Origin of the sequence: Flavimobilis rhizosphaerae (assembly GCF_014852685.1) — a bacterium.
In the GTDB taxonomy this organism is placed as follows: domain Bacteria; phylum Actinomycetota; class Actinomycetes; order Actinomycetales; family Cellulomonadaceae; genus Flavimobilis; species Flavimobilis rhizosphaerae.
In genome coordinates this window covers 573,190-599,168 of sequence record NZ_JACZDF010000002.1, presented here as the reverse complement: position 1 = coordinate 599,168, position 25,979 = coordinate 573,190, and the positions used below count along the sequence as shown (strand labels likewise).

General features: G+C 71.8%; 18 protein-coding genes. 13 read left to right on the top strand and 5 right to left on the bottom strand.

Annotated features, from left to right (window positions below; translation table 11 throughout):
* The first annotated feature begins 59 nt into the window (after positions 1–59).
* The 3 genes from IGS67_RS05975 to IGS67_RS14490 are packed head-to-tail and all read left to right on the top strand — an operon-like array spanning position 60 to position 2,586.
* Positions 60–1,703, top strand: coding sequence for an acyl-CoA carboxylase subunit beta (locus tag IGS67_RS05975; protein ID WP_192278783.1), 1,644 nt, complete (start codon positions 60–62; stop codon positions 1,701–1,703).
* Positions 1,700–2,341: a hypothetical protein gene (locus IGS67_RS05970; protein WP_192278781.1), complete on the top strand. Its 642-nt coding sequence runs from the start codon at positions 1,700–1,702 to the stop codon at positions 2,339–2,341. The genes IGS67_RS05975 and IGS67_RS05970 overlap by 4 nt, the downstream gene beginning before the upstream one ends.
* A complete protein-coding gene (locus IGS67_RS14490; RefSeq protein ID WP_407925806.1) occupies positions 2,293–2,586 on the top strand; it encodes an acyl-CoA carboxylase subunit epsilon in 294 nt (97 codons plus the stop codon). Before IGS67_RS05970 ends, IGS67_RS14490 begins: the two co-directional genes overlap by 49 nt.
* Here IGS67_RS14490 and IGS67_RS05960 read toward each other — a convergent pair.
* Positions 2,494–3,903 (bottom strand): acyltransferase family protein, encoded by a 1,410-nt coding sequence (locus IGS67_RS05960; protein WP_192278777.1) that lies wholly within the window; start codon positions 3,901–3,903, stop codon positions 2,494–2,496. The two genes, IGS67_RS14490 and IGS67_RS05960, sit on opposite strands and share 93 nt — an antisense overlap.
* 241 nt (positions 3,904–4,144) lie before the next feature.
* Between IGS67_RS05960 and IGS67_RS05955 the strand changes: the two genes are divergently transcribed.
* The 6 genes from IGS67_RS05955 to IGS67_RS05930 are packed head-to-tail and all read left to right on the top strand — an operon-like array spanning position 4,145 to position 11,279.
* Positions 4,145–5,413, top strand: coding sequence for a cytidylyltransferase domain-containing protein (locus IGS67_RS05955; RefSeq protein ID WP_192278920.1), 1,269 nt, complete (start codon positions 4,145–4,147; stop codon positions 5,411–5,413).
* Positions 5,410–6,312, top strand: coding sequence for an N-acetylneuraminate synthase family protein (locus IGS67_RS05950; protein WP_192278775.1), 903 nt, complete (start codon positions 5,410–5,412; stop codon positions 6,310–6,312). The genes IGS67_RS05955 and IGS67_RS05950 overlap by 4 nt, the downstream gene beginning before the upstream one ends.
* A gap of 38 nt (positions 6,313–6,350) precedes the next feature.
* Positions 6,351–7,361 (top strand): glycosyltransferase family 2 protein, encoded by a 1,011-nt coding sequence (locus tag IGS67_RS05945; RefSeq protein WP_192278773.1) that lies wholly within the window; start codon positions 6,351–6,353, stop codon positions 7,359–7,361.
* Positions 7,358–8,860 (top strand): polysialyltransferase family glycosyltransferase, encoded by a 1,503-nt coding sequence (locus IGS67_RS05940; RefSeq protein WP_192278771.1) that lies wholly within the window; start codon positions 7,358–7,360, stop codon positions 8,858–8,860. The genes IGS67_RS05945 and IGS67_RS05940 overlap by 4 nt, the downstream gene beginning before the upstream one ends.
* Positions 8,857–9,933 carry a hypothetical protein gene (locus IGS67_RS05935; RefSeq protein WP_192278769.1) on the top strand — a complete coding sequence of 359 codons (1,077 nt, stop codon included), beginning with the start codon at positions 8,857–8,859 and terminating at the stop codon, positions 9,931–9,933. The genes IGS67_RS05940 and IGS67_RS05935 overlap by 4 nt, the downstream gene beginning before the upstream one ends.
* The gene (locus tag IGS67_RS05930; protein WP_192278767.1) at positions 9,930–11,279 is read left to right on the top strand and encodes a DUF6716 putative glycosyltransferase; all 1,350 of its coding nucleotides are present in this window, start codon (positions 9,930–9,932) and stop codon (positions 11,277–11,279) included. Before IGS67_RS05935 ends, IGS67_RS05930 begins: the two co-directional genes overlap by 4 nt.
* Before the next feature lie 115 nt (positions 11,280–11,394).
* Here the strand turns inward: IGS67_RS05930 and IGS67_RS05925 are convergent, their stop codons facing one another.
* From IGS67_RS05925 to IGS67_RS05915, 3 genes are read right to left on the bottom strand one after another with little or no spacing between them, the layout of a single operon-like run.
* Positions 11,395–12,651, bottom strand: coding sequence for a glycosyltransferase (locus IGS67_RS05925; protein ID WP_328741743.1), 1,257 nt, complete (start codon positions 12,649–12,651; stop codon positions 11,395–11,397).
* A gap of 9 nt (positions 12,652–12,660) precedes the next feature.
* On the bottom strand, positions 12,661–13,911 hold the full coding sequence (locus IGS67_RS05920) for an acyltransferase family protein (RefSeq protein WP_192278765.1): 1,251 nt from the start codon (positions 13,909–13,911) through the stop codon (positions 12,661–12,663).
* Between the two features lie 49 nt (positions 13,912–13,960).
* Positions 13,961–14,632: a vitamin K epoxide reductase family protein gene (locus IGS67_RS05915; RefSeq protein ID WP_192278763.1), complete on the bottom strand. Its 672-nt coding sequence runs from the start codon at positions 14,630–14,632 to the stop codon at positions 13,961–13,963.
* A 146-nt stretch (positions 14,633–14,778) separates the two neighbouring features.
* Here IGS67_RS05915 and IGS67_RS05910 point away from each other — a divergent pair, with 146 nt between their 5' ends.
* The 3 genes from IGS67_RS05910 (at position 14,779) to IGS67_RS05900 (ending at position 19,564) form a co-directional block, all read left to right on the top strand.
* Positions 14,779–16,524, top strand: a complete 1,746-nt coding sequence (locus IGS67_RS05910; RefSeq protein WP_192278761.1) for a DUF885 domain-containing protein — start codon at positions 14,779–14,781, stop codon at positions 16,522–16,524.
* 360 nt (positions 16,525–16,884) lie between these two features.
* The gene (locus IGS67_RS05905) at positions 16,885–17,556 is read left to right on the top strand and encodes a nucleoside triphosphate pyrophosphatase (RefSeq protein ID WP_192278760.1); all 672 of its coding nucleotides are present in this window, start codon (positions 16,885–16,887) and stop codon (positions 17,554–17,556) included.
* 232 nt (positions 17,557–17,788) lie between these two features.
* Complete coding sequence (locus IGS67_RS05900) at positions 17,789–19,564, top strand: acetyl/propionyl/methylcrotonyl-CoA carboxylase subunit alpha (protein ID WP_192278759.1); 1,776 nt, start codon at positions 17,789–17,791, stop codon at positions 19,562–19,564.
* 123 nt (positions 19,565–19,687) lie between these two features.
* On the opposite strand, the gene IGS67_RS05895 is transcribed toward IGS67_RS05900, so the two are convergent.
* Complete coding sequence (locus IGS67_RS05895; protein ID WP_192278758.1) at positions 19,688–23,923, bottom strand: glycosyl hydrolase; 4,236 nt, start codon at positions 23,921–23,923, stop codon at positions 19,688–19,690.
* A 256-nt stretch (positions 23,924–24,179) separates the two neighbouring features.
* Between IGS67_RS05895 and pgi the strand changes: the two genes are divergently transcribed.
* Complete coding sequence (gene pgi / locus IGS67_RS05890; RefSeq protein WP_192278757.1) at positions 24,180–25,862, top strand: glucose-6-phosphate isomerase; 1,683 nt, start codon at positions 24,180–24,182, stop codon at positions 25,860–25,862.
* The last annotated feature ends 117 nt before the right edge of the window (positions 25,863–25,979 follow it).

Here is a 25,979-nt window from a genome sequence, read left to right as displayed (position 1 = left end):
TGCCCAGCACCTCCGCACGCGCTTTGTCGACATCCGACAACTCCCGCACCGCAACTCGCATGAGACGCACGGCCCCGCCGGCCGCTGTTCGCCCTACGCTCGGAAGAGTGACCGAGACCTCCCGCACCGCGACATCCCGCACGGCCGCCAAGCTCGACGACCTCCGCGCCCGCCGGGCCGCCGCGATCGACGACCACGAGGCCCTCGCCCGCGAGAAGCAGCACCCGCGCGGCAAGAAGACCGCCCGCGAGCGCATCGAAGCGCTCCTCGACGAGGGCAGCTTCGTCGAGCTCGACGCGTTCGCGACCCACCGGTCGACAAACTTCGGTCTCGACAAGCGCAAGATCGCGGGCGACGGTGTCGTCGTCGGGCACGGCACGATCGACGGCCGCCAGGTCTGCATCTACTCCCAGGACTTCACGACGTTCGGCGGCTCGCTCGGCGAGGTCCACGGCCAGAAGATCACCAAGGTCCAGGACCTCGCCCTGCGCATCGGCGCACCGATCATCGGCATCTCCGACGGCGGCGGTGCACGCATCCAGGAGGGCGTCGCAGCGCTCACGCAGTTCGCCGAGATCTTCCGGCGCAACGTCGCAGCCTCGGGCGTCGTCCCGCAGATCTCGCTCATCCTCGGCCCGTCGGCCGGCGGCGCCGTCTACTCCCCCGCGCTCACCGACTTCATCGTCATGGCCGACGGCACCTCGAACATGTTCATCACCGGCCCCGACGTCATCCGGGCGGTCACCGGCGAGGACGTCGGCTTCGAAGAGCTCGGCGGCGCACGCACCCACAACGAGCGCTCGGGCGTCGCCCACTTCATGGGGACGGACGAGGACGACGCGATCGACTACGTCCGCCACCTCGTCGGGTTCCTCCCGCAGAACAACCTCGCGGACGCGCCGTCCTTCCCCGAGGAGGCAGACCTCACGACGACGGACGCCGACCTCGAGCTCGATACCCTCGTGCCCGACTCCGACAACCAGCCGTACGACATGCGGACCGTCATCGAGCACGTCCTCGACGACGGTGACCTCCTCGAGGTCCAGCCGATGTTCGCGCCCAACGTCCTCGTCGGCTTCGGTCGCGTCGAAGGACGCTCCGTCGGGATCGTCGCCAACCAGCCGCTGCAGATGGCCGGCACCCTCGACATCGCGGCCGCCGAGAAGGCCGCACGCTTCGTGCGGACGTGCGACGCCTTCAACATCCCCGTCCTCACGTTCGTCGACGTCCCCGGCTTCCTGCCCGGAACCGACCAGGAGTGGGACGGCATCATCCGCCGCGGCGCCAAGCTCATCTTCGCGTACGCCGAGGCCACCGTCCCGCTCGTCACCGTCATCACCCGCAAGGCGTACGGCGGCGCGTACATCGTCATGGGCTCCAAGCAGCTCGGAGCCGACGTCAACCTCGCCTGGCCGACCGCCCAGATCGCCGTCATGGGCTCGGGCGGCGCCGTGAACATCCTTCAGCGCAGCGCGCTCAAGAAGGTCGCCGACGCGGGCGGCGACGTCGAGGCCGAGCGCCAGCGCCTCACCGACGAGTACGAGGACGCGATCGTCAACCCGTGGGACGCCGCCGCGCGCGGCTACGTCGACGACGTCATCGAACCGTCGACGACTCGCGTCCAGATCGTGCGTGCTCTGCGGGCACTGCGCACCAAGCGGGCCTCCCTCCCCGCCAAGAAGCATGGGAACATCCCACTGTGAGCACCGACCCCACAGCGATCCCCAGCCCCGACGAGCCCCACGCCGACGGAGGACCCAGCGGCGCGCACGACGACGACAACCTCGACGACGACAGCTCCCTCGACAACACCGACCTCGACGAGGACAGCGACCTCGACGACGTCGACCCGAAGCACCTCGCGCCGCTCGTCATCGACTCGACCGCTCTCCACACGCGCGTCGACGAGCTCACGGCGGCACTCCACCGCTACGTCGACCTCGCAGTCGGCGCCCGAGCAGAGTTCGACGCGGCCACCGTCGAGGACGACCCGCGCATCGAGGCGGCCGAGGACGAGATCGGGCGGCTCAACGCCGCGGTCTCCGAGGCGTTCGAGTCCGAGCTCGGGCTCGTGTCGGGTCACACCACCGAATCGTGGGAGTCGGACGACCTCGACGACCTCGACGACCTCGACGACGACGACCTCGGCACGCTCGTCGAGCTGACGTTCACCGTGAGCCCCGGACCGTTGACCACGGGCGACGACCCGCTCGAGCGCGCCCTCGAGATCGTCGAGGACGCCGCCGACCAGGTGACGACCGCGCTCGAGGACGCCGGCTACACGGTCGACGGATGGTCCGTGAGCCGCGACATCAACCTCGATCTCGACGACGACGACTGAGGGACGGCAGAGGAGAGCACATGAGCATCGTCAACCACGACCTCCCGGGCGTCCGCGTCGTCCGCGGTGCACCCGACGACCTCGAGCTCGTCGCACTCGTCGCAGGCCTCGCCTCGACCACCACGGACGACGCCCCCGAGGACGCGCCCGCCTCAACCCCCGTCTGGGGACGGGACCGCGGCATCCGCGGCGCCCGGCCCTATGGCCTCGACAGCGACGCGTGGCGGTGGAGCGCCCGCCGCTGAACGCTGCGGACGCCCACGCGACAGTGGCGCGGTCGAGTGCGCCAGCACCGTCGGCAGTGCCGGCGCGGGAGCAGGTGCAGATGAGCCCGCGGGAGCGCGGACGGCCGCGGAAGCACGCACCGGCGCAGGCGCAGGATCAGGCGCGGGCGCAGGCGCAGGCGCAGGCGCAGGCGCAGGCGCAGGCGCAGGAGCAGGAGCAGGAGCAGGATCAGGTGCGGACGCAGGACCACGCACAGACGCAGGATCTGGCGCACCGACAGCCACGGACGACCCCGGCGGCGGCGCGAGCCACCATGTTCCGCGGGGCTGCACGAGCGGCCGGAGCACGGCCCGCACAGGCGGGCTCGCGAGCGCCAGGGTGAGCCCGACCCCGACCACGACGAGCGCGACGAGGTCCGCCGGCTCGCGCACCGCGTCGAACACCCCGACGCTCTTCGCATGCTGCACGAGCACCGGGTGCACGACGTACACGGTCATCGACCCCGCACCGAGCGTCGTCCACCACGGCACCCGGGTGACCGGCACAAGCGCGAGCGCGCCGAGCGCCCCGACCGTCCCGAGGACGAGCACGAGGCCGCGAAGACCTGCCTCGCCGAGCTGCTGCTCCCACCCGCCCCCGTACGGACCCGCGAACCTCAGCACACCCCGTCCGAACCGCTGCGAGAGCACGAGCATCCCGCCGCCCGCGACCGCGAGCCCGACGGCCCCGACGACTCGGGCCCGCACCGTCCCCAGCGCCCCACGCGCACCGCGCTGCCGCAGTCGCCATCCGAGCCAGAACAACGGCAGGTACACGAACGTCCGCGAGCCGGCGAACGCCTGACCGAGCTGCGGGACAAAGCCCGCGCCGAGCGCGAGCACCCACACGAGCGCACCCGCACCACGGACGCGCACGAGCAGAGGAAGCATGAGACGCCACCACAGGAGCGCGAGGAGGAACCACAGCCCAAACGAGGGATAGGCAGGTTCGTAGCGCCACAGGTCGTCGACGATCCCCCGCCGCAGGAACGCGACGATGTCCCACACGAGGTAGACGCCGAGGACGTTGCGGAGGAGGACGACGATCCTGCGGTCGTCCAGCGGCCGCGCATCAGAGAAGTACCCGGCGACGAGGACGAACACCGGAACGCGGAGCGGCCACGTCGCCCAGTAGAGACTCGTCGCGGTGCTCGAGCGTGCAAGCACGGGCTCGAGCAGGTGCATGACAACGATGAGGGTTGCCGCGACGAGACGCGCGTTGTCGGCCCACGGGTCGCGAGCACCGCGCGCGACGGCACGGGACGCAGCGCCCGGGGCACCTGGAAGACGAGGTCTCACGGTGGCACGCTAGGGTCCCCGCTCGCCCAGGAGTCGCTCCGCCCTGCACGTCCGGCCAAGGTTCCCGCCCTGTTCAACGCTGCGTCGCCGGCGGTCAACGTGGCGTCGCGACGCCGTGTGCCCGCCGTCGCGCGGTCACCTCCGCCTCACCGTCCCGACACCCGACGCTCCTAGCGTCGGCGACGTGACAGTCAACTCATCTGGTCGTGTCGGGCACGGTCCCGACCGGTTCCCGGACGACGTGCCGCTCGCCGTCGTCGTCATCCCCGCCCGCGGCGGGTCGCGCGGCATCCCGCGCAAGAACCTCGAACGTGTCGCGGGCAGGAGCCTCGTCGCCCGCGCGGTGCGCTCCGCGCTCAGCGCGGGCGTCGGCCCCGTCGTCGTGTCGACGGACGACGAGGAGATCGCGGTCGAGGCTGCCCGTCATGGCGCACGTGTCGTCCGCCGGCCCTCCGGGCTCGCGACGGACACGGCCGGCTCAGAGGGCGTGGTGCTCCACGTGCTCGACCAGCTCGACGCGCACGGCGAGGCTCTGCCGCCCGTGACGGTGCTCGTCCAGGCGACGAGCCCGTTCCTCGATCCGCTCGACCTTGCCGTCGCGGTGCACCGTGTCGCCGACGACGCGGCGGACGTCGTGCTCGCCGCGACCGAGGACCACAGCTTCCGGTGGACGCACGACGCTGACGGCGTCGCGTCGCCCGTCGGGCACGACGCCTCGCACCGGCCGCGCCGTCAGGACCTGCCGCCGCAGCTGCGAGAGACCGGCGCGTTCTACGCGATGCGCACGACAGGTCTGCGCGAGCACCGCAACCGCTTCTTCGGCCACATCGCGCTCCATGAGGTCCGCGGGCTCACGTCGATGGAGATCGACACGCCCGCGGACCTCGCCCACGCTCGCGCCGTCGCCGCGCATCTCCTCGACCCGTCGTCCGCGCCGCACCTCGACGTCGACGCGATCGTCACCGACTTCGACGGCGTTCACACCGACGATCGTGCGTCCGTCGCGGCCGACGGCACCGAGCACGTCCGCGTCCATCGGGGCGACGGGCTCGGCGTCGCCCGGGTGCGGCGCGCAGGCGTCCCGTTCCTCGTCCTGTCGACCGAGCGCGACGGCGTCGTCGCTGCGCGCGCCCGCAAGCTCGGCGTCGACGTCGTCCACGGGAGCGACGACAAGGCCGGCGACCTGCTCGCATGGCTCGCCGCGCACGACCTCGACCCTGCACGCGTCGTCTACGTCGGCAACGACGTCAACGACCTCGCGCCGATGTCGCTCGTCGGCTGGCCCGTCGCCGTCGCCGACGCGCACCCCGAGGTGCGAGCGGCCGCACGCCACGTGCTCACGCGGGCGGGCGGCGAGGGGGCGGTCCGCGAGGTCTGCGACCTCGTGCTCGCAGCCCGCGACGAGCACACCCCCGTCTCGCACGGCACCACGTCGCACGTCCCCAGCTCTCCCGTTCCAGCCTCATCCACCCACGCGGCGACCGCCGCCACGCTCAGGAGCTACTCATGACCTCGTCCCCGCTCACCGCACCCGCCGCCGCCCCCGTCGCGATCGGCGACCAGCTCGTCGGCGCCGGCCAGCCCGTCTACGTCATCGGCGAGATCGGCATCAACCACAACGGAGACGTCGAGATCGCCAAGCAGCTCATCGACGTCGCAGCCGACGCCGGCGCCAACGCCGTGAAGTTCCAGAAGCGCACTCCGGAGATCTGCACGCCGGCCGCGCAGCGCGACCAGATCCGCTCGACCCCGTGGGGCGAGATGACGTACCTCGACTACCGCTACCGCGTCGAGCTCGACCGCGGTGCGTACGAGAAGATCGCGCAGCACGCCGCGGACCGCGGCCTGCACTGGTTCGCGTCCCCGTGGGACGTGCCGTCGGTCGACTTCCTCGAGGACCTCGGCGTCGTCACCCACAAGGTCGCGTCCGCGTCCGTCACCGACCTCGAGCTGCTCCGCGCGCTCGAGGCGACGGGCAAGCCGATCATCCTCTCGACGGGCATGTCGACGCTCGAGCAGATCGACACTGCCGTCGAGACGCTCGGCACGTCACGCCTCGTCCTCATGCACGCGACGTCGACGTACCCGCTGCCGCCCGAGGAGGCGAACCTCCGGACCATCGCGACGCTCGCCGAGCGCTACGGCGTGCCCGTCGGCTACTCGGGCCACGAGCGCGGCCTGCAGATCTCGGTCGCGGCGGTCGCGCTCGGCGCCGTCACCGTCGAACGCCACATCACGCTCGACCGCACGATGTGGGGCTCCGACCAGGCCTCGTCGCTCGAGCCGACCGGCCTCTCCCACCTCGTGCGTGACATCCGCATCATCGAGAAGGCCATGGGCGACGGCGTCAAGCGCATCTTCCCGGGCGAGCTCGCACCGCTCTCGCGACTGCGTCGCGTCGACGCCTGAGTATGACGCACCCGCTGCCCGCGTCGGGACGACCGCGCGTGAGCGTCGTCGTCCCGGCGCGGGACCAGGCCGAGCACGTCGAGGCTGCGCTCACGAGCCTGACCCGTCAGCTCGACGACCCGCGCGAGCTCGAGGTCATCGTCGTCGACGACGGGTCGGTCGACGGCACCGGGGACATCGTCGAGGAGATGTCGGGACGATTCGCCCGGCTCGAGCTCGTCCGTAACGACACCCCGACGGGCGTCGCGAACGCCCGCAACACGGGGCTCGCGCTCGCGCGCGGACGCCACGTCGCGTTCCTCGACCCCGACGACTGGTTCGCACGCGGACACCTGCAGCATCTCAGCGACGCCCTCGAGCACCTCGGCGTCGACTTCCTCCGGTGCGACCATGTGCGTGACGACCACGGCGCCCGGTCGGTGCACGCGGTGCCCGAGCACAGGCGCGACCTCGTCCTCGACCCCCGCGACGGCATCGGCCCTGCCCACCTCACGACGCCCGTCGACTACCCGTTCGTACCGTTCGGCCTCTACGACGGCCGTCTGCACGACGAGGGGCTCCTCGGCTTCGTCGCAGGTCTGCACACCGCGGAGGACCGCGCATGGATCTGGCGCATGCACCTGCACGCGCGGACCTGGGCGGTCGTCGGCGGCCTCGGGGCCTTCTACCGGCGGGGCACCCCGACGTCGCTCACCCGTGTCTTCGACCGACGGCAGCTCGACGTCATCCACGCGTATCGCGAGATCTTCCTCCTCGTCCGGCGTGAACCCGCCCACGAGCGGCACTGGGCGAAGGCTGTCCGGCAGCTGCTCGCGATGGCATGCCACCACCTCGCGCGGCTCGCGGACGTCAACCCCGCACTCGCCGCCGAGCTGCGCGACGGCGTCGACGTGACGCTGGCGATCGCGCCTCCCGAGGTCGTCAGCGCGACGCTCCGCGACCTCGCGCCCCGCCGACGAGCACTGCTTCTCGGCGACCCGACCGCCACGGACGCGTCGCGCCCACCCGCACGGGCCGACGGCCCGGCACCCTCCCGGAGCTCACGTTGACGCAGCTGCTCGTCGTCACCTCTCCCCGTCAGATGCTGCTGCTCGCCGCAGCGATCGACCACGGCGCTCTCCCTCCCGCCCCCGACGGGCGCGTCGTCGTCCTCGCCGACATCGTCCCCGTCCCCGAGACGGGGCCCGAGCTCGCGGCGAACGCGGCGCTCGGAGCCTTGGCGCGCCGCACCGACCGCATCGTCAGCTGGACGGCGACGATCGCACCGCTGCGGCCCGCGACGTTCGTCCCACGACGGGACGAACAACCAGTCTGGGAGCGTCTCCTCCGCGAGCACTGGCAGCTCGGTGACGGCCCCGTCACGCTCGTGCTCGCCGACCCGGCGCAGGGGCCGGGCCGGGCGCTCACGCGCGTCCTGCCTCACGCGCGCCTCACGCTCGTCGCCGACCGTCTCGAACGATGGGCACCGCCACGGACGGCGCTGCGGGACGGGTTGCCCGCACGGGTCGACGCACTCGTCGCGCCCGAGCTCCTCCCCGGGCTGCTGCCGCACGCGTACGACGAGCACGGCACCCGGACGGTCCTCGTGCCCGCGCGACGTCTCGTCGACGTCGTCGTGGAGACCGCACGCGACGTCGCGCCGAACCACTCGGCACCTGACCGGACCGCACGCAGCTCGGGCACCAACGGGGACGGCACGAGCACGGCCCTGCTCATCGTCGACGCGCCCGAGGACCTCGGCCACGACGGTGACGATCCCGCGTCCACGGGCGCGGGAGGCCTTGGTGAGCTCGGCGCGCTCGCCGAGAGGCTCGCAGAGCTCGCGGCCATCGAGATCGGGGCCGCCGGGCTCGATGACGTCACGCTCGTCGTCCACCCACGCGCGACGCCGACCCAGGTGCGTCGCACCGTCCGGACGTTGCGGGCCGCTCACCTCGACGTCACGATGTCGAGCGCAGACGTACCCGCAGAGGTCGTCGTCGTCCGCGACGCGCCGAGGCTCGTCGTCGGGACCGCGTCGACCGCCCTCGTCACGGCGCTCGCGCTCGGGGCGCGCGACGTGCGTGCGGTCGGCACCGCCGAGGTGCTCGACGCGCTCACCCCGTACCACCACCCCGCACGCACGGCCCTCACCGTGACGGACCGCCTGCTCGCCACGGGTCCCGAACCGTCGACAGCCGACGTGGTCCGGCTCGTCGAGGCCGTCACGTACGTCATGCACCCGGACCGCGTCCCTCACCTGCGGCCGGCCGCCGTCGCCGTGCTCACGTCCATGCAGGGCACGGACGACGAGGGGCGTCCGCCGTGGCGCCGATGGATACGTCGGCGACGCGTCGAACGGCTGAGGCTCGTCGCTGCCCGCGACGGTGCCGTGACCGACGTGCCGCCCCCGACGCCAGGCCCCGCGGCCATGCCGGCGCCGGTGCCCGTGCCCGTGCCCGTGCCGACCGCACCGGACCGCTCCGCGGCAGTCCCGCGGCGCGGCCGAGGCCTCCGGACCGCTCTCCGCCTCATGCGTGCGGGCGACGCGCCGCGGCGGGAGCCATGACGGGGCTCGCGCTCGTCGAGTCACCGCTGCAGGTCCTGGGGCTCGTCGACGCACTCCTCGCGGGATCGCTCGACCCAGTGACCGCCGTCGTGCGGACCGACCCTGCCCGGGCGACGTTCCGGGCGCTCGCCACCCACCTGTCTCCTACGCTGCTCGTGTCCGCGCCGACAGGCCCCGGGGCGGCCCGACGCGCCATGATCGAGCCTGCCGACATCCTCGTGCTGGGCGACCCGCTCTCCGGCGTCGCGCAAGCGCGGCTGCTCCTTCCCGGACGCCCCTCCGAGATTGTGCTCGTCGACGACGGCACCGCGACCCGTCTCGTCGTCGATGCCCTTCTCGGACGGGCCCCGCTCGTGCGCGCGCACGTTCCGGTTGCCCTTCGGAGGCGGGTGCTGGGCGCCGTGGCGTCCGCGACTCTTGCGCGGCAGGCGGGCGCCCGGCGTCTGACGCTCCGCACGTGCGTCGGGGTGCCCGACGACGACCGTGTCGCGCTCGCCCGTGAGGGAGTCGTCGTCGCGCAGCACACGCTCGGACACGTACGAGCCCTCGACGTGGGAGCACCCGTCACCGAGGACGTCGTCGTGCTGGGCTCAGCACTCGCCGACGACGGTCTCATCGCAGCGGACGCCTACGACGACTGGCTCACCCGCACGGTCGACGACGCGCTGTCTGCAGGAGGCACCGTCCGGTACCTCGCGCACCGTCGTGAACCCGCGTCGCGGCTCGCAGCACTCGCGCGGCGAGGAGTGCGGACCGACACCGTGCCCCTGCCGGCCGAGCTGCGGCTCCGGCCCGGGAACGGCGTCCGACGAGTCGTGTCGCTGCCCACGTCGGTCCTCCTGACGATCGGTGCCGCGCTCGTCGAGGACGGCGTCGACGTCGACGCACAGGCCGTCCCCGACGCGTGGTGGACCGCGAAGGTCCCACCCGCGCTACGGGCCCACCTCGATCAGCCGCGTGCCCGCCTCGCCGACGGCCCCGGGACGGCGCGGCCACGGCAGCGCCGCTCACCGGGGGACGCCACCGCGGCACCCGAGAACCCGACGATGCCCTCGGAGGCGCGACCCGCATGACCCTCAGCACCGGAGTCCAGCTCGCTCCCGCCACCACGACGTCCGTCCGTGTGCTCGCGGTCGCCGACTCGGATTCGTACCTCAAGTGGGGGGCGTCGACGCTCGCGACGCTCTCCGACGACGCGACGCTCGACCTCGTGCTCCTGAGGTCGCCGATCCTGCCGTCGGCCGACCAGCGAGCCGCGGCGGTCACGGGCACGCCCTTCGCGGACGCCGACGTCCCGGTCCTCACGCCCCGGGCGCTGTGCGCGCACCTGCGAGCGACGGATCCCGACGTCGTGCTGCTCTCCGCGACAGGCCCCGTCGCGGAGCTCGTCGTCCGGCTCGTCGAGCGCGTCGGCGGCAGCCGTCGGCCCGCTCTCGCCGGTGGTCTGCCCGGCATGTCGTACCCGGCGACGCTCCGGGCGTTGCGCTTCCGGGCGGGGCAGGATGCGTTCGTCGTGCACTCCCTGCGGGAGCGACGCGAGTTCGCCGCGGTCGCGGCCCAGCTGGGGCTCGACCTGCCCGTCCTGCTCGCGCCGCTGCCGTTCCTCGCGCCGTCGCCGCCGGGCGCGCCGGTGTCATCGGGCACGTCGGTGTCGTCAGGCGCGTCGGGCGCGACAGGCCCGTCACGGTCGACGGACGACGGCCGCACCTCCCCCGCGCTCTCCCGCGTCGTCTTCGCACCCCAGGCGAAGATGCCCGTGACGCGAGCGCACCGCGAGCAGATCCTCCACGCCCTCGCCCGTCTCGCGGACGACCGCCCCGACGTCGACGTCGTCGTCAAGGTGCGCGGGCTCGCAGGCGAGGCGCAGACGCACCACGAGGCGTTCCCGTTCGACGTCCTCCTCGCGGACCTCGTCGCGGCCGGTGGCGTCCCCTCCGGGGCGGTCCGGGTCGCGACCGGGCCGCTCGCCGACCAGTTCGGTCCGGGATCGGCGCTCGTCACGGTGTCGTCGACAGCGGCCCTGGAGTCGCTCGCCGCTGGCATCCCCACACTCGTCCTCGAGGACTTCGGCGTCAACGAACGCATGCTCAACGCGGTGTTCCTCGGCTCGGGCTGCCTCGGCACGCTCGACGACCTGGCCGCCGGACGCTTCGGGGTGCCCGACCCACGGTGGCTCGAGGACAACTACCTCCACGACACCCCGAGCGAGCTGCCCGACGCGATCGTCCAGCTCGCGGCGGCCCGCCGCAGGGGCGGGCTCACTCCGCCGCGCACGCGCCGCACGCGCGGCGTCGTCCTCGGCAGGGTCCGGCGCCGGCTCATGCGGACGTTCGTCCGATCGCAGGCACCGCAGTGGCTCCTCGCGGTGCTCGACCTTCCGGGGCGCGTCCGGAGGTCGCTGGCAGCGGCCCGCCCGTAGGCCCTGCCCCGGGTTCCGGCTGCGGTCCGGGCTGCGCCCAGGGGCGCCGGCCGCGAACCGGTCACAGACGGCCTCTCCCTCGCGGACGACGCGCCGCTCAGGCCAGCGAGACAACCTACCTCGGCGTGTCGATCCCCCGGAGGAAGCCCGCGCCCCACGTGAGGTGCATCGTCGCGAGCACCGCAGGGAGCCTCACGACGACGCGCCACGGGTGCCCGCGGCCCGCGACGAGCGCACCGCCGACGACGACGAGGCCGTATCCGAGCCACGGCAGCGCCCCGAGTGTGAGCAGCCACGGCGCCCAGGCGGCGCCGACGGCAGCCGCGTACACGCCCGCAGCCGCGACCACGAGGCCCGCGAGGAGCGCGAGGACGGTGAGCGGCGGCGCGAGGTACCGCATCGACGCAGTGCCGCGGTGACGACGCACGACCTCGCGGCGCCATCGTCCGGTCGACCAGAACTGCCGCGCGAGCGCCCTGTAGGACGCGCGCGGACGGTACTCGACGACGAGTGCGGGATCGAACCACACGAGGCCCCCGCCCCGCCTGATCCGGAGGTTGAGCTCCCAGTCCTCAGCGCGTTCGAAGAGCTCGTCGTAACCCCCGGCACGCTCGACGGCCTCGCGGCGGAACGCACCGAGGTAGGCGGTCTCGCTCGGTCCCGCGACCCCGCCGACGTGGAACGGGGCGGGACCGATCCCGACGGGGTGCGACATACCGATCGCAACCGCGCGCTGCGTCGCCCCGTCACCGCGCGGCACCATGAGGCCCCCGACGTTGTCGGCGCGCGTGTCGAGAAGGATGCGGACAGCGTCACGCACGTAGCCGGCGGGGAGCGCGGTGTGCCCGTCGAAGCGGACGAGGATCTCGGAGCGCGGGTCGCACGCGCGCATCGCGACGTTGAGGCCGTCGGGGATGAGACCCGTACGGTTCTCGACGATGCGCACGCGGCTGTCAGCCCGCACCGCCTCAGCCGCGATCCCGTACGTGTCGTCGCGCGACGGCCCGACGGCGACGACGACCTCGAGGTCGCCCGGGTAGTCCTGGGTGAGCACGGACGTGAATGCGCGGCGCAGGTGCTGCTCCTCGTTGCGCACGGTCGCGAACACGGAGACCGCGGGCCACGCGCTGCCTTCCGCAGGGGCACGCGAGGGCGACGTCCGCGGCGCGCGGGGGCCACCGGCACGGGGCCGGGGCGCCGTCGTCGTGACGACCCGCGCCGTGGGTGCGCTCGGCAGCCCGTTCGGGGTACACGGCCCGTCCGCAGGTGCGTGGTCCGGCGCGAGGTCGTTCTCGACCTCGGGTGCGGTGGCGGGCGTGCTGCAGGCCTCGGGAGCGTTCGTGCGCCGCTCCTCGGCGTCGGTCCGGGTCACGCCCCGACGCTACGACCGGTGCGGGTCCTCCGGTCGAGGTGCGTGTGACGCGGGAGCGTCGTCGAGGTGAACGGCTGACACGGCGTGACCGGCGACGGCGACGTTGTCGAGGTTCTCCGTCGGCACGTTCGTGGGCGACGAGGTCGACCCGGAGACCGACGTGTCGTGCGCGCTCGGCCGCGCCGACTCCGTCACTGGTGGGTCCTGGCGGGGCGCCGAGGGCTCAGGGAGGAAGAGCCACGTGTAGGTCGGCTGGATGATAGGTCGCAGGAGGCGGCGGACGGGCGGGGTTGCGAGGAGCGCGCCAACGACGGCGGTGCCTGCGAGCATGAGCACGACGTCGGTGCGCGAGTCGAGGCGCTCGAGAAGCCCTGCGTCGACCGCCTGGCGCACGAGGAACGGGTGAAGGAGGTAGATATACATCGACCCGGTGCCGAGGTACGAGATCCAGGGCAGTCGCGAGCGCGGCGCCAGGGCGAGGACCGCGAGCGCCGCGAGCATCCCCCCGCCGACGAGCACGAGGGTGCGAGCCTCGAGGTCACCGATGAGGTTCGACTGTGCGTACGGCTTCACCATGCTGAACCATCGGCGCTTGAGGTCGCCGTCCGCGAGGATCGCGACGATCGCAGCGCTCCACACGAGCAGGACGCCCGCAGCTGCCCAGCGCACCCAGGTGCGGTCGAGGACCTCGCGGAGACCGTGCTGCCGGAGCTTCCAGCCGAGCAGGAACACGGGCAGGAACGCGACGGTCCGGCTGATCGACCCGGCCGGGCCGATCGACGGCGCGAACCCGGCCACGAGCGCGACGACGACGCTCAGCGGGACGATCCAGCGGATCGTCGCGAGCAGCGGCAGGATCGCGCGCCAGACGAAGAGCGAGAGGAGGAACCACAGTGCAAGCGACGGAGTCCCTGGGTCGAACGCGAAACGTCCCCCGAGCAGCCATTTGTGGATGGTCGCGAACATCTCGAAGCACAGGTAGACGAGAAGCACGTTGCGGACGAGCCCGACGGCCCTGCGCCGCGTGAACGGCGACGCGTCGGAGAAGTACCCGGCGAGCAGCGCGTAGAGCGGGACGCGCGCGGGCCAGGTGAGGAAGAAGACGTGCTCGAGGAGGTCGCTCTTGCCCGGCACCTGGTCACCGAAGTGCATCATGACGATGAGGAGCGCCGCGATGAACCGCGCGTTGTCGGGCCACGGGTCACGCGGTTTCCGAGTCGTCGTCGTGCGCGCTCGCGCGGTCTGCGCACGTGAGCTCATGTCGCGGTTCTCCCTGTCAGCTTCCGGCCCGCGAGCCGGACCGTACGGCTCACGCAAGGATCAGTGTGCCGTACTTCGCGACGATGAGGGTTGTGATGATGACGACGATCCCAGCGGCGAGGTAGGCGTCGGCCCCCGACCTCACGAAGGTCAGTGCGCGCCGCTGGGCGGCAGGCGGCAGGTAGAGGTTGTCCTCGAGGATGTTGTGGTGGAGCAGCGTCATGAAGACGAGCGTCGTGCCGACCGTGATGACGAGGCACCAGGGGCACAGCGCCCCGATGACCCACATCGACTGCGAGAACAGCCAGAGCGCGAAGGTGAGGCCGAAGAGGTAGACGACCTGCGCGGAGAACATGAACCAGCGGGGGAAGCGGACGCCGCCGAGGCTCGCGACCGCGATGGTGATGACGACCGGTTCGCAGATCATCCCGAGGAACGCGTTGGGGAACCCGAAGACCGACGCCTGCCACGAGAGGCCGACGCTGCTACACGAGAGGACGGAGTTGATGTCGCAGCCGAACGTCGCGTCGGGGTTGCCCGCAAGCACGATCGCGTCGCGGGACAGCACGAACGACGCGGTGAGCGAGAGCAGCGCGGAGAGCAGCATCGTGCCGAAGATCCAGCCGCGCGAGTGGCGGAAGCCTCGCGGGCGCTCGTCGACGGGGTGCTCGTCGACGAGGTGTTCGTCGACGACGTTGGTGCGCTCATCGGTGTCGGTCATGTGCCCTCCAGGGTGTTCGGTCCATCGTCCGTGACGTTCGGCCCGTCCAGCCTCGGACGAAGGTCCCGTGCGACGTCGACGTTCCGCGGCTGCGACGCGGGACGCCGCCGGTGCGCCGACGATCGCGGACGTCCTAGTGTGGCTCCATGGCCACCTCGCACGACGACCCGTCCATCCCCGCCATCGCGCCCGCGCCAGCACGTACGTCGACCGCGATCGACGCCCTCGCGGACGCGCACGTCGCGACCGTGTGCAGGCTCGACCCGTTCATTGCGACGGTCGCGGGCGTGCCCGGGCACGACCACGAGGTACCGGACTGGTCGCCCGCGGGCACCGCTGCGCGTGCCGCTGCCGTGCGGGAGACGCTCGCGGCGCTCGACGGCCTCGACCCGGTCGACGACGTCGACCGGGTGACGGCTGCGGCCATGCGCGAGCGGCTCGGTCTCGAGCTCGAGCTCTTCGAGGCGGGCGAGCTGCTCGCGCCGCTCAACAACATCTCGTCGCCCGCGCAGGACCTGCGGGACGTCTTCGACCTCATGCCGACCGCGACTCCCGAGGACTGGGAGACGATCGCGCTCCGCCTTCTCGCGGCACCGGCCGCGCTCGACGGCTACGTCGAGTCGTTGCGCGAGGCCGTGCGCACGGGTCCGGTGCCCGCCCGGCACCAGGTGGAGCTCGTCGCCGCCCAGGCACGCGAGCAGGCGGACGCGTCGTCGTCGTTCTTCACCGCGTTCGTCGAGGGCGAGGCGGTCGACGCCGCGCTCGAGGGTTCCGCCGTGTGCTCGGCCATCCGCCGCGACCTCCTCGAGGGGGCGGCCGGCGTGCGCGCCGCCTACGGTCGCCTCGCCGACGTGCTCACGCACGAGGTGGCACCGCACGCGTCGGACGTCGACGGCGTCGGCGAGGAGCGGTACGCGCTCTGGTCGCGCCACTTCCTCGGCGCGCGCGTCGACCTGCGCGAGACGTACGCGTGGGGCCTCGAGGAGCTCGCCCGGATCGTCGCGGAGCAGGAGGCCGTCGCGGCCGAGATTGGCGGCCCCGGGACGACGGTCGAGCAGGCGATCGAGCTGCTCAACGCGGACCCTGCGTACACGCTCGAAGGCACCGACGCGCTGCGCCGCTGGATGCAGGAGACGTCGGACGCCGCGATCGACGCGCTCGACGGCACGCACTTCGACATCCCAGCGCCCCTCCACACGCTCGAGTGCCGCATTGCACCGACGCAGACGGGCGGCATCTACTACACGGGCCCGTCGGCCGACCTCGAGCGACCGGGCGCCATGTGGTGGTCGGTGCCCGCGTCGGTGACGACGTTCTCGACGTGGCGCGAGCTCACGACCGTCTACCACGAGGGCGTCCCCGGCCACCACCTCCAGGTCGGCAGCGCCGTCATGCTTCCGCTCAACGACTGGCGTCGGCTGCTGTGCTGGACGTCGGGCTTCGGCGAGGGCTGGGCGCTCTACGCGGAGCGCCTCATGACGGACCTCGGGTTCGTCGCGACGCCGGGCGACCGTCTCGGCATGCTCGACGCGCAGCGCATGCGTGCGGCCCGCGTCGTCCTCGACATCGGCGTCCACCTCGGCCTGCCGTGCCCCGCGGAGTGGGGCGGCGGCACGTGGGACGCCGACAAGGCGTGGGACTTCCTCCGCACGAACGTCAGCCTCGACGAGGACTCGCTGCGCTTCGAGCTCGACCGTTACCTCGGCTGGCCGGGGCAGGCGCCGTCGTACAAGGTCGGGCAGCGGCTGCTCGAGGAGATGCGGGACGCGGCGCGCGACGCGGCCGCGGAGCGCGGCGAGACGTTCGACCTCCGTGAGTTCCACGCGCGGGTGCTCGCGGTGGGGGCCGTCGGGCTCGACACGTTGCGGGACGCGGTCCTCGCTGCGGGCTGACGGGGGTTCGGGGGCACCGCCGCGGTGCTCGCCGTCCACGAGCGGCGTGCACGCCGCAGGCTGACGGGGGCGTTCGGTGAGCCGGGCGAGCAAGCGCGGTGCCCCGCCCCCGGGTGTTGGAGGGCACACGTGGCGGGGCACCGCGGTCGAAGCGTGGGCACGGGGTTCCGGAGGGGTACGTGACCCCGCACCCACGCTTGCTCGCGAGGCGACGTCGCTGTCGCCGGGGACCTGTCGGCGTCCGAGGTGCTCACGAGCGCCCCGGGGGTTCCCGGCGCATGTCCCTTCCCTTCATCCTCGCCGCGCGGCCGTGCGCTCCCGCGGGACGAACGTCCCCGGTCGCGCGGATACGCTGGGTCCATGACCAGGCTCGTCCTCGCCTCCGCCTCCCCCGCCCGCACCGCGACGCTCGCCGCCGCTGGCATCGACGCGCCCGTGCGCGTTTCGGGCGTCGACGAGGACGCCGTCCTCGCCGACGCTGCCGACCGCTTCGGCACGCTCGACCCGGCCGACGCGGTGCTCGTGCTCGCGCAGGCGAAGGCGCTCGCGGTCGCGGAGGACCTCGAGTCGGACGACGTGCCCGACGCGCTCGGCACGGACGACGTCATCGTGCTCGGCTGCGACTCGATGCTCGAGATCGACGGTGAGGTCGTCGGCAAGCCGGGTGACGCGGAGACGGCGCGCGAGCGCTGGCGACGCATGCGTGGACGGTCGGCGACCCTGCACACGGGGCACTGGCTCGTCGACCTGCGCGGCACGGACGCGGGTGGCTCGGGTGGCACGCTCGGCGCGACGAGCTCGACGGTCGTGCGCTTCGCGGACCTCGCGGACGACGAGATCGACGCGTACGTCGCGACGGGCGAGCCGCTCGTCGTCGCGGGAGCGTTCACGATCGACGGTCTCGGCGGGCCGTTCGTCTCTGCGGTCGAGGGCGATCCGCACGGGGTGGTCGGCCTGAGCCTGCCGCTCCTGCGGGAGCTGCTCGCGGAGGTCGGCGTGCGCGTCCACGACCTGTGGCGGACGCGGGTCTGAGGCGCGTCGCGCCGGTGTCCGACGGCCGCAGGGTGCATGCGCCGTGAGGTGTCGGCGCACCTCGTCGCTTGTCGTTGCGGCACAACCGCGCACTGGGCGTCTCCCTGGCTGACCCCGCAGGGTTGTGGGTCCTCCACAAACGACCGTGCACGGGCTTGGACCCCCGTCCAATGTTGTCCCGACACCCGGATGCGCGCCCACGGGCGGGTGCGCGCAGGCGTTACGGTGAGCCGTGCCCGCTCTCACGAAGGTCCTCATCGCCAACCGCGGCGAGATCGCCGTCCGTGTCGCCCGCGCGTGCGCCGACGCCGGCATCGCGTCGGTCGCCGTCTATGCCGACCCCGACCGCGACGCCCTCCACGTCCGGCTCGCCGACGAGGCGTTCGCGCTCGGCGGCGCCCGCGCCGCCGACACCTACCTCGACGTCGCCAAGCTGCTCGACGTCGCACGCCGCTCGGGCGCCGACTCCGTCCACCCCGGCTACGGCTTCCTCGCCGAGAACGCCGCGTTCGCGCAGGCCGTCATCGATGCGGGCCTCACGTGGATCGGTCCGCCGCCCTCAGCGATCGAGTCGCTCGGCGACAAGGTGAGCGCGCGTCACATCGCGCAGCGCGCCGGTGCCCCGCTCGTCCCGGGAACGCCCGACCCCGTGACCTCCGCCGCCGAGGTCGAGGAGTTTGCCCGCACGCACGGCCTGCCCGTCGCGATCAAGGCGGCGTTCGGCGGCGGCGGCCGCGGTCTCAAGGTCGCACGCACGCACGAGGAGATCCCCGAGCTCTACGAGTCCGCGGTCCGCGAGGCCGTCGCGGCGTTCGGTCGCGGCGAGTGCTTCGTCGAGCGGTTCCTCGACCGGCCGCGCCACGTCGAGACGCAGTGCCTCGCCGACGAGCACGGCACCGTCGTCGTCGTCTCGACACGCGACTGCTCGTTGCAGCGACGCCACCAGAAGCTCGTCGAGGAAGCCCCCGCGCCGTTCCTCACCGAGGCGCAGGAGGCCGAGCTCTACGCGGCGTCAAAGGCGATCCTCCGCGAGGCGGGCTACGTCGGCGCAGGCACGTGCGAGTTCCTTGTCGGCGTCGACGGCACCCTGTCGTTCCTCGAGGTCAACACGCGGCTCCAGGTCGAGCACCCCGTGACCGAGGAGGTCACGGGCATCGACCTCGTCCGCGAGCAGCTGCGCATCGCGGCGGGCGAGCCGCTCGGCTACGACTCCGTCGAGGTCCGAGGCCACTCGTTCGAGTTCCGCCTCAACGGCGAGGACCCGGCCGCGAACTTCCTCCCGCAGCCCGGCACGATCACGGCTCTGAGCTTCCCGTCCGGACCGGGCGTGCGCGTCGACTCGGGCGTCGTCGTGGGCGACACCGTCTCGGGGCTCTTCGACTCGATGATCGCCAAGCTCATCGTCACGGGCGCGACGCGCGCGGAGGCCGCGCAGCGCGCACGCCGCGCGCTGCGCGAGCTGCAGATCGAGGGCATCCCGACGGTCGTGCCGTTCCACCGCGCGGTGATGTCCGACGAGCGTTTCGTGCCCGCCGACCCGGCCACGCCGTTCGAGGTCCACACACGCTGGATCGAGACCGAGTTCGTCGACACGCTCGCGACGCTCGCCCCCGCGACGACCGTCCCCGCCGAGGCCGACGCGGCGCCCACGACCGAGCGCGTCGTCGTCGAGGTCGCCGGCAAGCGGCTCGAGGTCGTCATCCCCGCAGGTCTGGCGGGCGCGCGTCGTCCGTCGGGCCCGGGCGCCCGACCGCAGCGCACGCGCCGCACGTCGCGTGCCACGTCGGGCGCGTCGGGCACGTCCCTGTGCTCGCCCATGCAGGGCACGATCGTCAAGGTCGCGGTCACCGAGGGCCAGGAGGTCGCCGAGGGCGAGCTCGTCGTCGTCCTCGAGGCCATGAAGATGGAGCAGCCCCTCGTCGCGCACCGCGCGGGCACCGTCACGGGGCTGCAGGCAGCAGCGGGCGCGGGCGTGAGTTCGGGCACCGTTATCTGCGACATCGTCTGATCCGGTCCCGCGCATTCTTGCGCCTGACGCTCCTCTCGCGCTAGACGCTTTTCTCACGCCAGACACACTGACGGGGTGCAGCTCTCCTCCTTCCAAGGAGAGCTGCAGCCCGTCATTATCGGGTCAACGTGCGGTGGTGACGTCCGTCCCCGTCGCCTGCGCGAGCTTCGCGTTGCCCGAGTAGGTGGCGGTGATCGTGCGCTGACCAACGCGCGAAGTCCGCACCCGCACCGTGAACGTCGCCTTCGACGACGTTCCCGAGAGGTTGACGGTCGCGATCGGGCGTCCGTCGAAGCGAATGACGACCTTCCCGCTCGGCCGCTGACCGCCCGTGCCACGGACGGAGACCTTGACGTAGGCGTCCTGACCGACCTTCATGGCAGGGGCGTTGACACCGACGCGGGTGCGCGCCTTCGCCACCGCAAGACGCGCCTTCGTCGTCTTCGGCGCGACCTGTGCCGAGCCGCGGTACTTCACGGTGAGCGCAACCTTGCCCGGCTTCGTCGTCACGCTCTTGGCGAGCTTGACGCGTGCCACGCCCTTGGTGACCTTCGCCGTGCCGACCTTCTTCTTACCGGCGTAGACGTCCACACGGCCCGTCGGGGCAACGGTCGAGGTGACCTTCACCTTGATGACGGGACGCGCACCCACGGTCGTCTTGAGCGAGGTCACCTTGACCTTCGCCGTGGCGCGCACGACGCGAAGCGTGCCCTTCGCGCTCCCAGCCGCAGCAGTCTTCGTGCCTGCGAAGGAAGCAACGACGTTCCGGTTGCCGACGCGCGCAACGGCAGCGGCGCTGAGCTTGACCTTCGCCGTACCGCGCACGACCTTGGCCGTACCGAGCTTCGTTGTGCCCGCACGGAGGGTGACCGTGCCACCATCAACCGCACCGGCGGACTTCACCGTGACGGTCCACGTGGGACGCACACCAGCACGGGTCGTGAGCATCGCCGGTGAGAGCTTCACCGTGCTGGCTGCTGCCGACGGCTTGCTCGTCTCCGTCGGCTCCGGCTTGCTCGTCTCCGTCGGAGTCGGCGTCGGCTTGCTCGTCTCCGTCGGCGTCGGCGTCGGCTGACCAGTCTCGGTCGGCGTCGGCGTCGGCCCGGTCTCAATCGGACCCTCGTCGCCCGCGGGCGCACCGACCCGGAGGTCGTCGATGAGGATCGTGCCCGTCGGTGCGGCGTCGTCGAGGCGGTCAACCCGCAGGACGAACTCCATGATCGACGCGAGCTGCTTCTTCGTCAGCCGCTCGGAGTCGGCGACACCCGCCGGGTAGGTGACCCGTGCGTCATCGAACGACAGGAAGACCTTCTGGGGTCCCGTGCCGTCCGTCGTCACCGGGAGGTCCCAGAACCAGTCGTCGCCACCGTCGCCCGCAGGCGTACGCACCTGGACGACGAGGCGCTGGGTTGAGCCCTGCGGGTCAACAAAGAGCCCGATGCCCTCAAGGCCCGCGAACGATGCGCCGCCGAGCCACTGTGCCTCGGAGTTGTCGCTGCGGTCGGTGAGGTCGTAGCGGAACGCACCGGCCTTCGAGCCGTTGCTGCCGCCCGTGGGTGCCAGGCCGAGCTGAATGCCATCAGCCCAGTCCTGCGCGCCGCGGTTGTTCCACGTCGTGGCAACCGCGGCGTCGTCGGCGTAGGACTCGAAGTCGTCGAGCACTCGCGCCGCGGCGTCCTCGATCTCAGGCTCAGGCACCGTCGTGGCGCCATCGGCCCGCAGGTCGTCGAGGTAGATCGTGCCAGTCTTGGCGCCCTCACCGTCGGTGAGCGTCACGCCGAGCATGACCTCGTTGATCCGTGCGAGCTGCGTTGCCGTCGGGCGTGCGTCAGGGTCGACACCTTCCGGCCAGGAGACGACGGCGTCGTCGAACGCAAGCGAGAAGTCCTGCCAGCCCTCGCCAGGGTTGACAACAACCGGCAGGTTCCAGAACCAGTCCTCTCCGCCGCCCGGGTTCGAGGGCGTGCGGAACTGCACGAGGAGACCCTGCGTGGCGCCGTCGACATCGATGCGGCCGGAGAAGTGCGTGCGTCCGGCCCAGTCGGTTCCGCCGTACCAGCGACTGTCGCGCTGCAGGCCGGTGTCGGTGAGGTCGAAGACGAAGGCGGCGGCGTTCGAGCCGTCGGTTCCGCGCTCCGGCGCGAGCTCCATCTGGAGCCCGTCGCCCCACTCCTGGATGCCGTTGTTCCCCCACGCCGCCTGAAGTGCCGCGGTGTCCTCGTAGGAGTCGAAGTTGTCGACGAGTGCGGGCTCAACCGCACCCGTGCCCGGGTCAACGAACTCACCCTCGCCGTACGCGACAATGTCATCGATGACGAGGTCACCGGTACGCGGCAGGCTCTCCCCACCGTCGTTGAGGTAGGTGAAGTACTCCGTGACCCGTGCGAGACGCGTCTGCGTGAGCTGTGCACCGGCATTCGCCGTGTCCCACGGCGCAGGCGCGAACTCGGTCCACGGGATCTGCACGTCGGTCGTGCCTGCCGTCGCAAGCGACGGATAGGCCTCAAACGAGATGCCGCCAGCCTTGATCTGGACGACGAGCTTGTGACCCGAGCCGTCGGAGCCAACCGTCAGCCCCAGGCCCTCGAAGCCGGAGAAGTTCTGCGCGGGCGCGTAGGCCCGTCCGAAGCCCTGGTAGGAACGCGACGTGAAGTCGTAGGAGTACGTGACGCCCTGGCCATCGCTGCCGCGGTCGGCGAGCGCGATGATCTCGGAGCCTGCGTTGTTCGTCGTCCACGCCGCGCGGAGCGCGTCGTCGTCGCCGTAGCCCTCGAAGTCATCGATGGTGCCGCGCGGGAACGTCGGCAGGTCACCGAGAACGACGAGCGTGTCGTCTGAGAACTCCTCGCCGCCGACGGTGCCCGTAAGGGTCACCGAGCGCGTGGCGTTGCTGAGGTCGGCCGGGTCAATCTCCCACGTGCCCGTGAGGAAGCCCGTCGCGGCGTCGAGCGTCAGCGGGACGTTGGTGCCCAGCGCGGTGAACGTTGCGGTTGCCGTGTCGGCGCCAGGACCCGTGGCCTTGGCGCGGACGGTCACGGTCGTGTCCGTGATGCGCACCCCGGCGGCCGGCGAGACAAGGCGCAGCGCTGAGGCGTGCGGGGCTGCGGTGACCGTGCGCCCATGAACGTCAGCGAGGTCGAGGTCGGAGGCGAAGAGCGTGGCGTCGTCAGCCGCAAACTCAGCAAAGTCCGCCCACATGTCGTGGGCGTCAACCTCGCCGTAGGCGGGCGGCGGCACGTAGTACTGACCGGGGAAGTTCGCCCACGTCTGCATGTAGGCGATCTTGCTGGCCACGGAGTCAGAGTGGATCGCGTCGAAGAGCGTCGTGAAGAACTCGATCTCAGCGTTGCCGCTCGCGGTGATCGCGCGGTCGCCGTTGCGGCCGAACTCGGTGAAGGCCGCAACCTTGCCGCGAGCCTCGGCCTGCGTCACGATCATGCGCAGGTCGTTGACGATGGTCGCCGACCATGCGGCGGTTCCGCCGCCCTCGGAGCCCTCGTAGGCGTCGTAGCCGAGGATGTCGACGAAGTCGTCGCCCGGGTAGGTCGCGAGGTAGCGGCTTGCGTCGCCCGCGAAGGTGCCGTTGGGCGACCAGGAGTAGAGGAAGTTGTTGACTCCCTTGACGTCACGCAGGTACTCGACGGTGTAGCGGAAGATCTCCTGGATCTCACCGGACGACGTGTGCGCGGCGCCCCACCAGAACCACGAGCCGTTCGACTCGTGGAACGGACGGAAGATGATCGGCACGAGCGTGCCGTCGGTCCGCTCCGAGCTCTTCGCGGTGGCCGCAATGAGGTCCAGGTAGGCGTTGTAGTCCGCATTCTTCTCACCGCCGGGCAGGATCTGGCTGACGACCCGCCCCTCGGTGTCGTTGTAGCGGCCGCCCGTGACGAAGTTCGGCATGTGGGCCGAGAGCGTCGGGATCGCGCCGAGTGCGTCCGCGCGCACGAAGGCCGCCGCGAGGTTCGCAACGTTCTCCTCGCTCGACGCGCCCTCAACACCCGGCTTCTCTTCGCCGCGCAGCGCAAGCGTGTCGAAGCCAAAGACCGCGGGGAGGTCGCTCAGTCCGGCGTAGACGTCGGAGCGCAGGGATTCGCCGTCGGGGCCAGTCGTGGCGGGGCTGTAGGACTCGGTGACGGCGTGCTGCTGGCCGAAGAGGATCCCGCCGCGGCCTGAGTCGGCGAGGTAGTCGAAGAGCGAGAGGGTCTGAGCGCTAGCCCCCGGGTCGGCGACTCGAAGTCCCGCTCCGGGGGTGTCGTCGGGCGCTGCGACGGCGACCCCTGCCCCCGTGAGGGCGAGAGCCGCGGCCGCGATCACGGCAACGCCGTGTCGCGTCGCGCGCTGAAATGCGGTCTGCATACGTTCTCCTTTGAAACGCTTAAGCATCGCCACCCGGCGCGGCAGTGCGACGGGATTAGCGAAAGAGTAGCGACTTCTGGGGCGATTGTGAACCGAGTGCCCACCCAGCGCGCGTCACAACTTGCCATCGGAACTGAAGCGCTACATCACGGTTCAGTGACGGTAGCCGTCGGCCACTGTTCGAGAAGTCCCAGCAACACCCCGCAGCCGGGTCGTACCGTGGAACCGACAAGTTTCGACTGAAACGAGGAGTCTCGTGTCCACCTCCCCCATCGACGCCACGACGACGGCCGCTTGGCGCGCCCTCTCAGAGCACCGCGACGCCTTCCGTGGCGACCTGCGCGGCTGGTTCGCTGCCGACCCGCAGCGCGCCGAGCGCCTCACCCGCACCGCGGGCGACCTTCATGTCGACCTCTCGAAGAACCTCCTCACCGACGAGACGCTCGAGCTCCTCGTGCGACTCGCGGACGAGGTCGGCCTCCGCGGTCGCGTCGACGCGATGTTCGCGGGCGAGCACATCAACACGACCGAGGACCGTGCCGTCCTCCACACCGCGCTCCGACGCCCGGCCGGCGCCGAGCCTGCGCTCGTCGTCGACGGCCAGGACGTCGACGCTGACGTGCAGGAGGTCCTCGCGCAGGTCGCCGAGTTCGCCGAGAAGGTCCGCACGGGTGAGTGGCGCGGCGTCACCGGCGCCCCGGTGAAGACGGTCGTCAACATCGGCATCGGCGGCTCCGACCTCGGCCCCGTCATGGCGTACGAGGCCCTTAAGCCGTACGTCGGCGACATCGAGGTGCGCTTCGTCTCGAACATCGACCCGACGGACGTCGCCGAGACGACCGCGGGCCTCGACCCGACGACGACCCTCTTCATCGTCGCGTCGAAGACCTTCACGACGCTCGAGACCCTGACGAACGCGCGCCTCGCGCGCGAGTGGCTCTGGGAGACGCTCACGGCTGCGGGTGCGATCGACGGCTCCGAGGCGTCGCGCGCCGACGCCGTCGCGCACCACTTCGTCGCCGTCTCGACTGCGCTCGACAAGGTCGAGGCCTTCGGCATCGACCCGGCCAACGCGTTCGGGTTCTGGGACTGGGTCGGCGGCCGCTACTCGGTCGACTCGGCGATCGGCCTCGCGCTCGCCATCGCGATCGGGCCCGACGCGTTCGGTGAGCTCCTCGAGGGCTTCCACACGATGGACGAGCACTTCCGGACCACGCCGTTCGAGCAGAACGTGCCCGCGCTCATGGGCCTGCTCAACGTCTGGTACGTGAACTTCCTCGACGCGCACTCGCACGCGGTCCTCCCCTACGCGCAGCACCTGCACCGCTTCGCGGCGTACCTCCAGCAGCTCACCATGGAGTCGAACGGCAAGTCGGTCCGGTGGGACGGCTCGCCAGTGACCTCGCAGACCGGCGAGATCTTCTGGGGCGAGCCCGGAACGAACGGGCAGCACGCCTTCTACCAGCTCATCCACCAGGGCACGCGCCTCGTCCCCGCGGACTTCATCGCGGTTGCGACGCCCGCGCACCCGCTGCGCGACGGCGAGGCCGACGTCCACGAGCTGTTCCTCTCGAACTTCTTCGCGCAGACGAAGGCGCTCGCGTTCGGCAAGACGGCCGACGAGGTGCGCACGGAGGGCACGCCCGAGGCGATCGTCCCGGCGCGCGTCTTCTCGGGCAACCGTCCGACGACGTCGATCATGGCGCCCGCGCTCACGCCGGCCGTCCTCGGCCAGCTCGTCGCCCTGTACGAGCACATCACGTTCGTCCAGGGGATCGTCTGGGGCATCAACTCGTTCGACCAGTGGGGCGTCGAGCTCGGCAAGAAGCTCGCGATGGAGATCGCCCCGGCGATCTCGGGCGACGACGAGGCGCTCGCGGCGCAGGACGCGTCGACGAAGGGCCTCATCGAGTACTACCGGGCCCACCGCACCCGCTGACGAGGAGGCCGCGTCCGCGGCCCCTCCCTCTCCCACCACCCTCGACGCGTCGTCGCCCCGGACGACTAGCCCCCTCCAGTGCGACCCGTAGGGCTCCAGCACCGTTCGAGCGTGCTG

Excerpts from the sequence above, each read along its gene's own strand:
- IGS67_RS05975 (WP_192278783.1), top strand. The coding sequence starts at position 60 with ATGAGACGCACGGCCCCGCCGGCCGCTGTTCGCCCTACGCTCGGAAGA.
- IGS67_RS14490 (WP_407925806.1), top strand. The coding sequence starts at position 2,293 with ATGGTCCGTGAGCCGCGACATCAACCTCGATCTCGACGACGACGACTG.
- IGS67_RS05950 (WP_192278775.1), top strand. The coding sequence starts at position 5,410 with ATGACCTCGTCCCCGCTCACCGCACCCGCCGCCGCCCCCGTCGCGATC.
- IGS67_RS05935 (WP_192278769.1), top strand. The coding sequence starts at position 8,857 with ATGACGGGGCTCGCGCTCGTCGAGTCACCGCTGCAGGTCCTGGGGCTC.
- IGS67_RS05930 (WP_192278767.1), top strand. The coding sequence starts at position 9,930 with ATGACCCTCAGCACCGGAGTCCAGCTCGCTCCCGCCACCACGACGTCC.
- IGS67_RS05920 (WP_192278765.1), bottom strand. The coding sequence starts at position 13,911 with ATGAGCTCACGTGCGCAGACCGCGCGAGCGCGCACGACGACGACTCGG.
- IGS67_RS05915 (WP_192278763.1), bottom strand. The coding sequence starts at position 14,632 with ATGACCGACACCGATGAGCGCACCAACGTCGTCGACGAACACCTCGTC.
- IGS67_RS05910 (WP_192278761.1), top strand. The coding sequence starts at position 14,779 with ATGGCCACCTCGCACGACGACCCGTCCATCCCCGCCATCGCGCCCGCG.
- IGS67_RS05905 (WP_192278760.1), top strand. The coding sequence starts at position 16,885 with ATGACCAGGCTCGTCCTCGCCTCCGCCTCCCCCGCCCGCACCGCGACG.
- IGS67_RS05895 (WP_192278758.1), bottom strand. The coding sequence starts at position 23,923 with ATGCAGACCGCATTTCAGCGCGCGACGCGACACGGCGTTGCCGTGATC.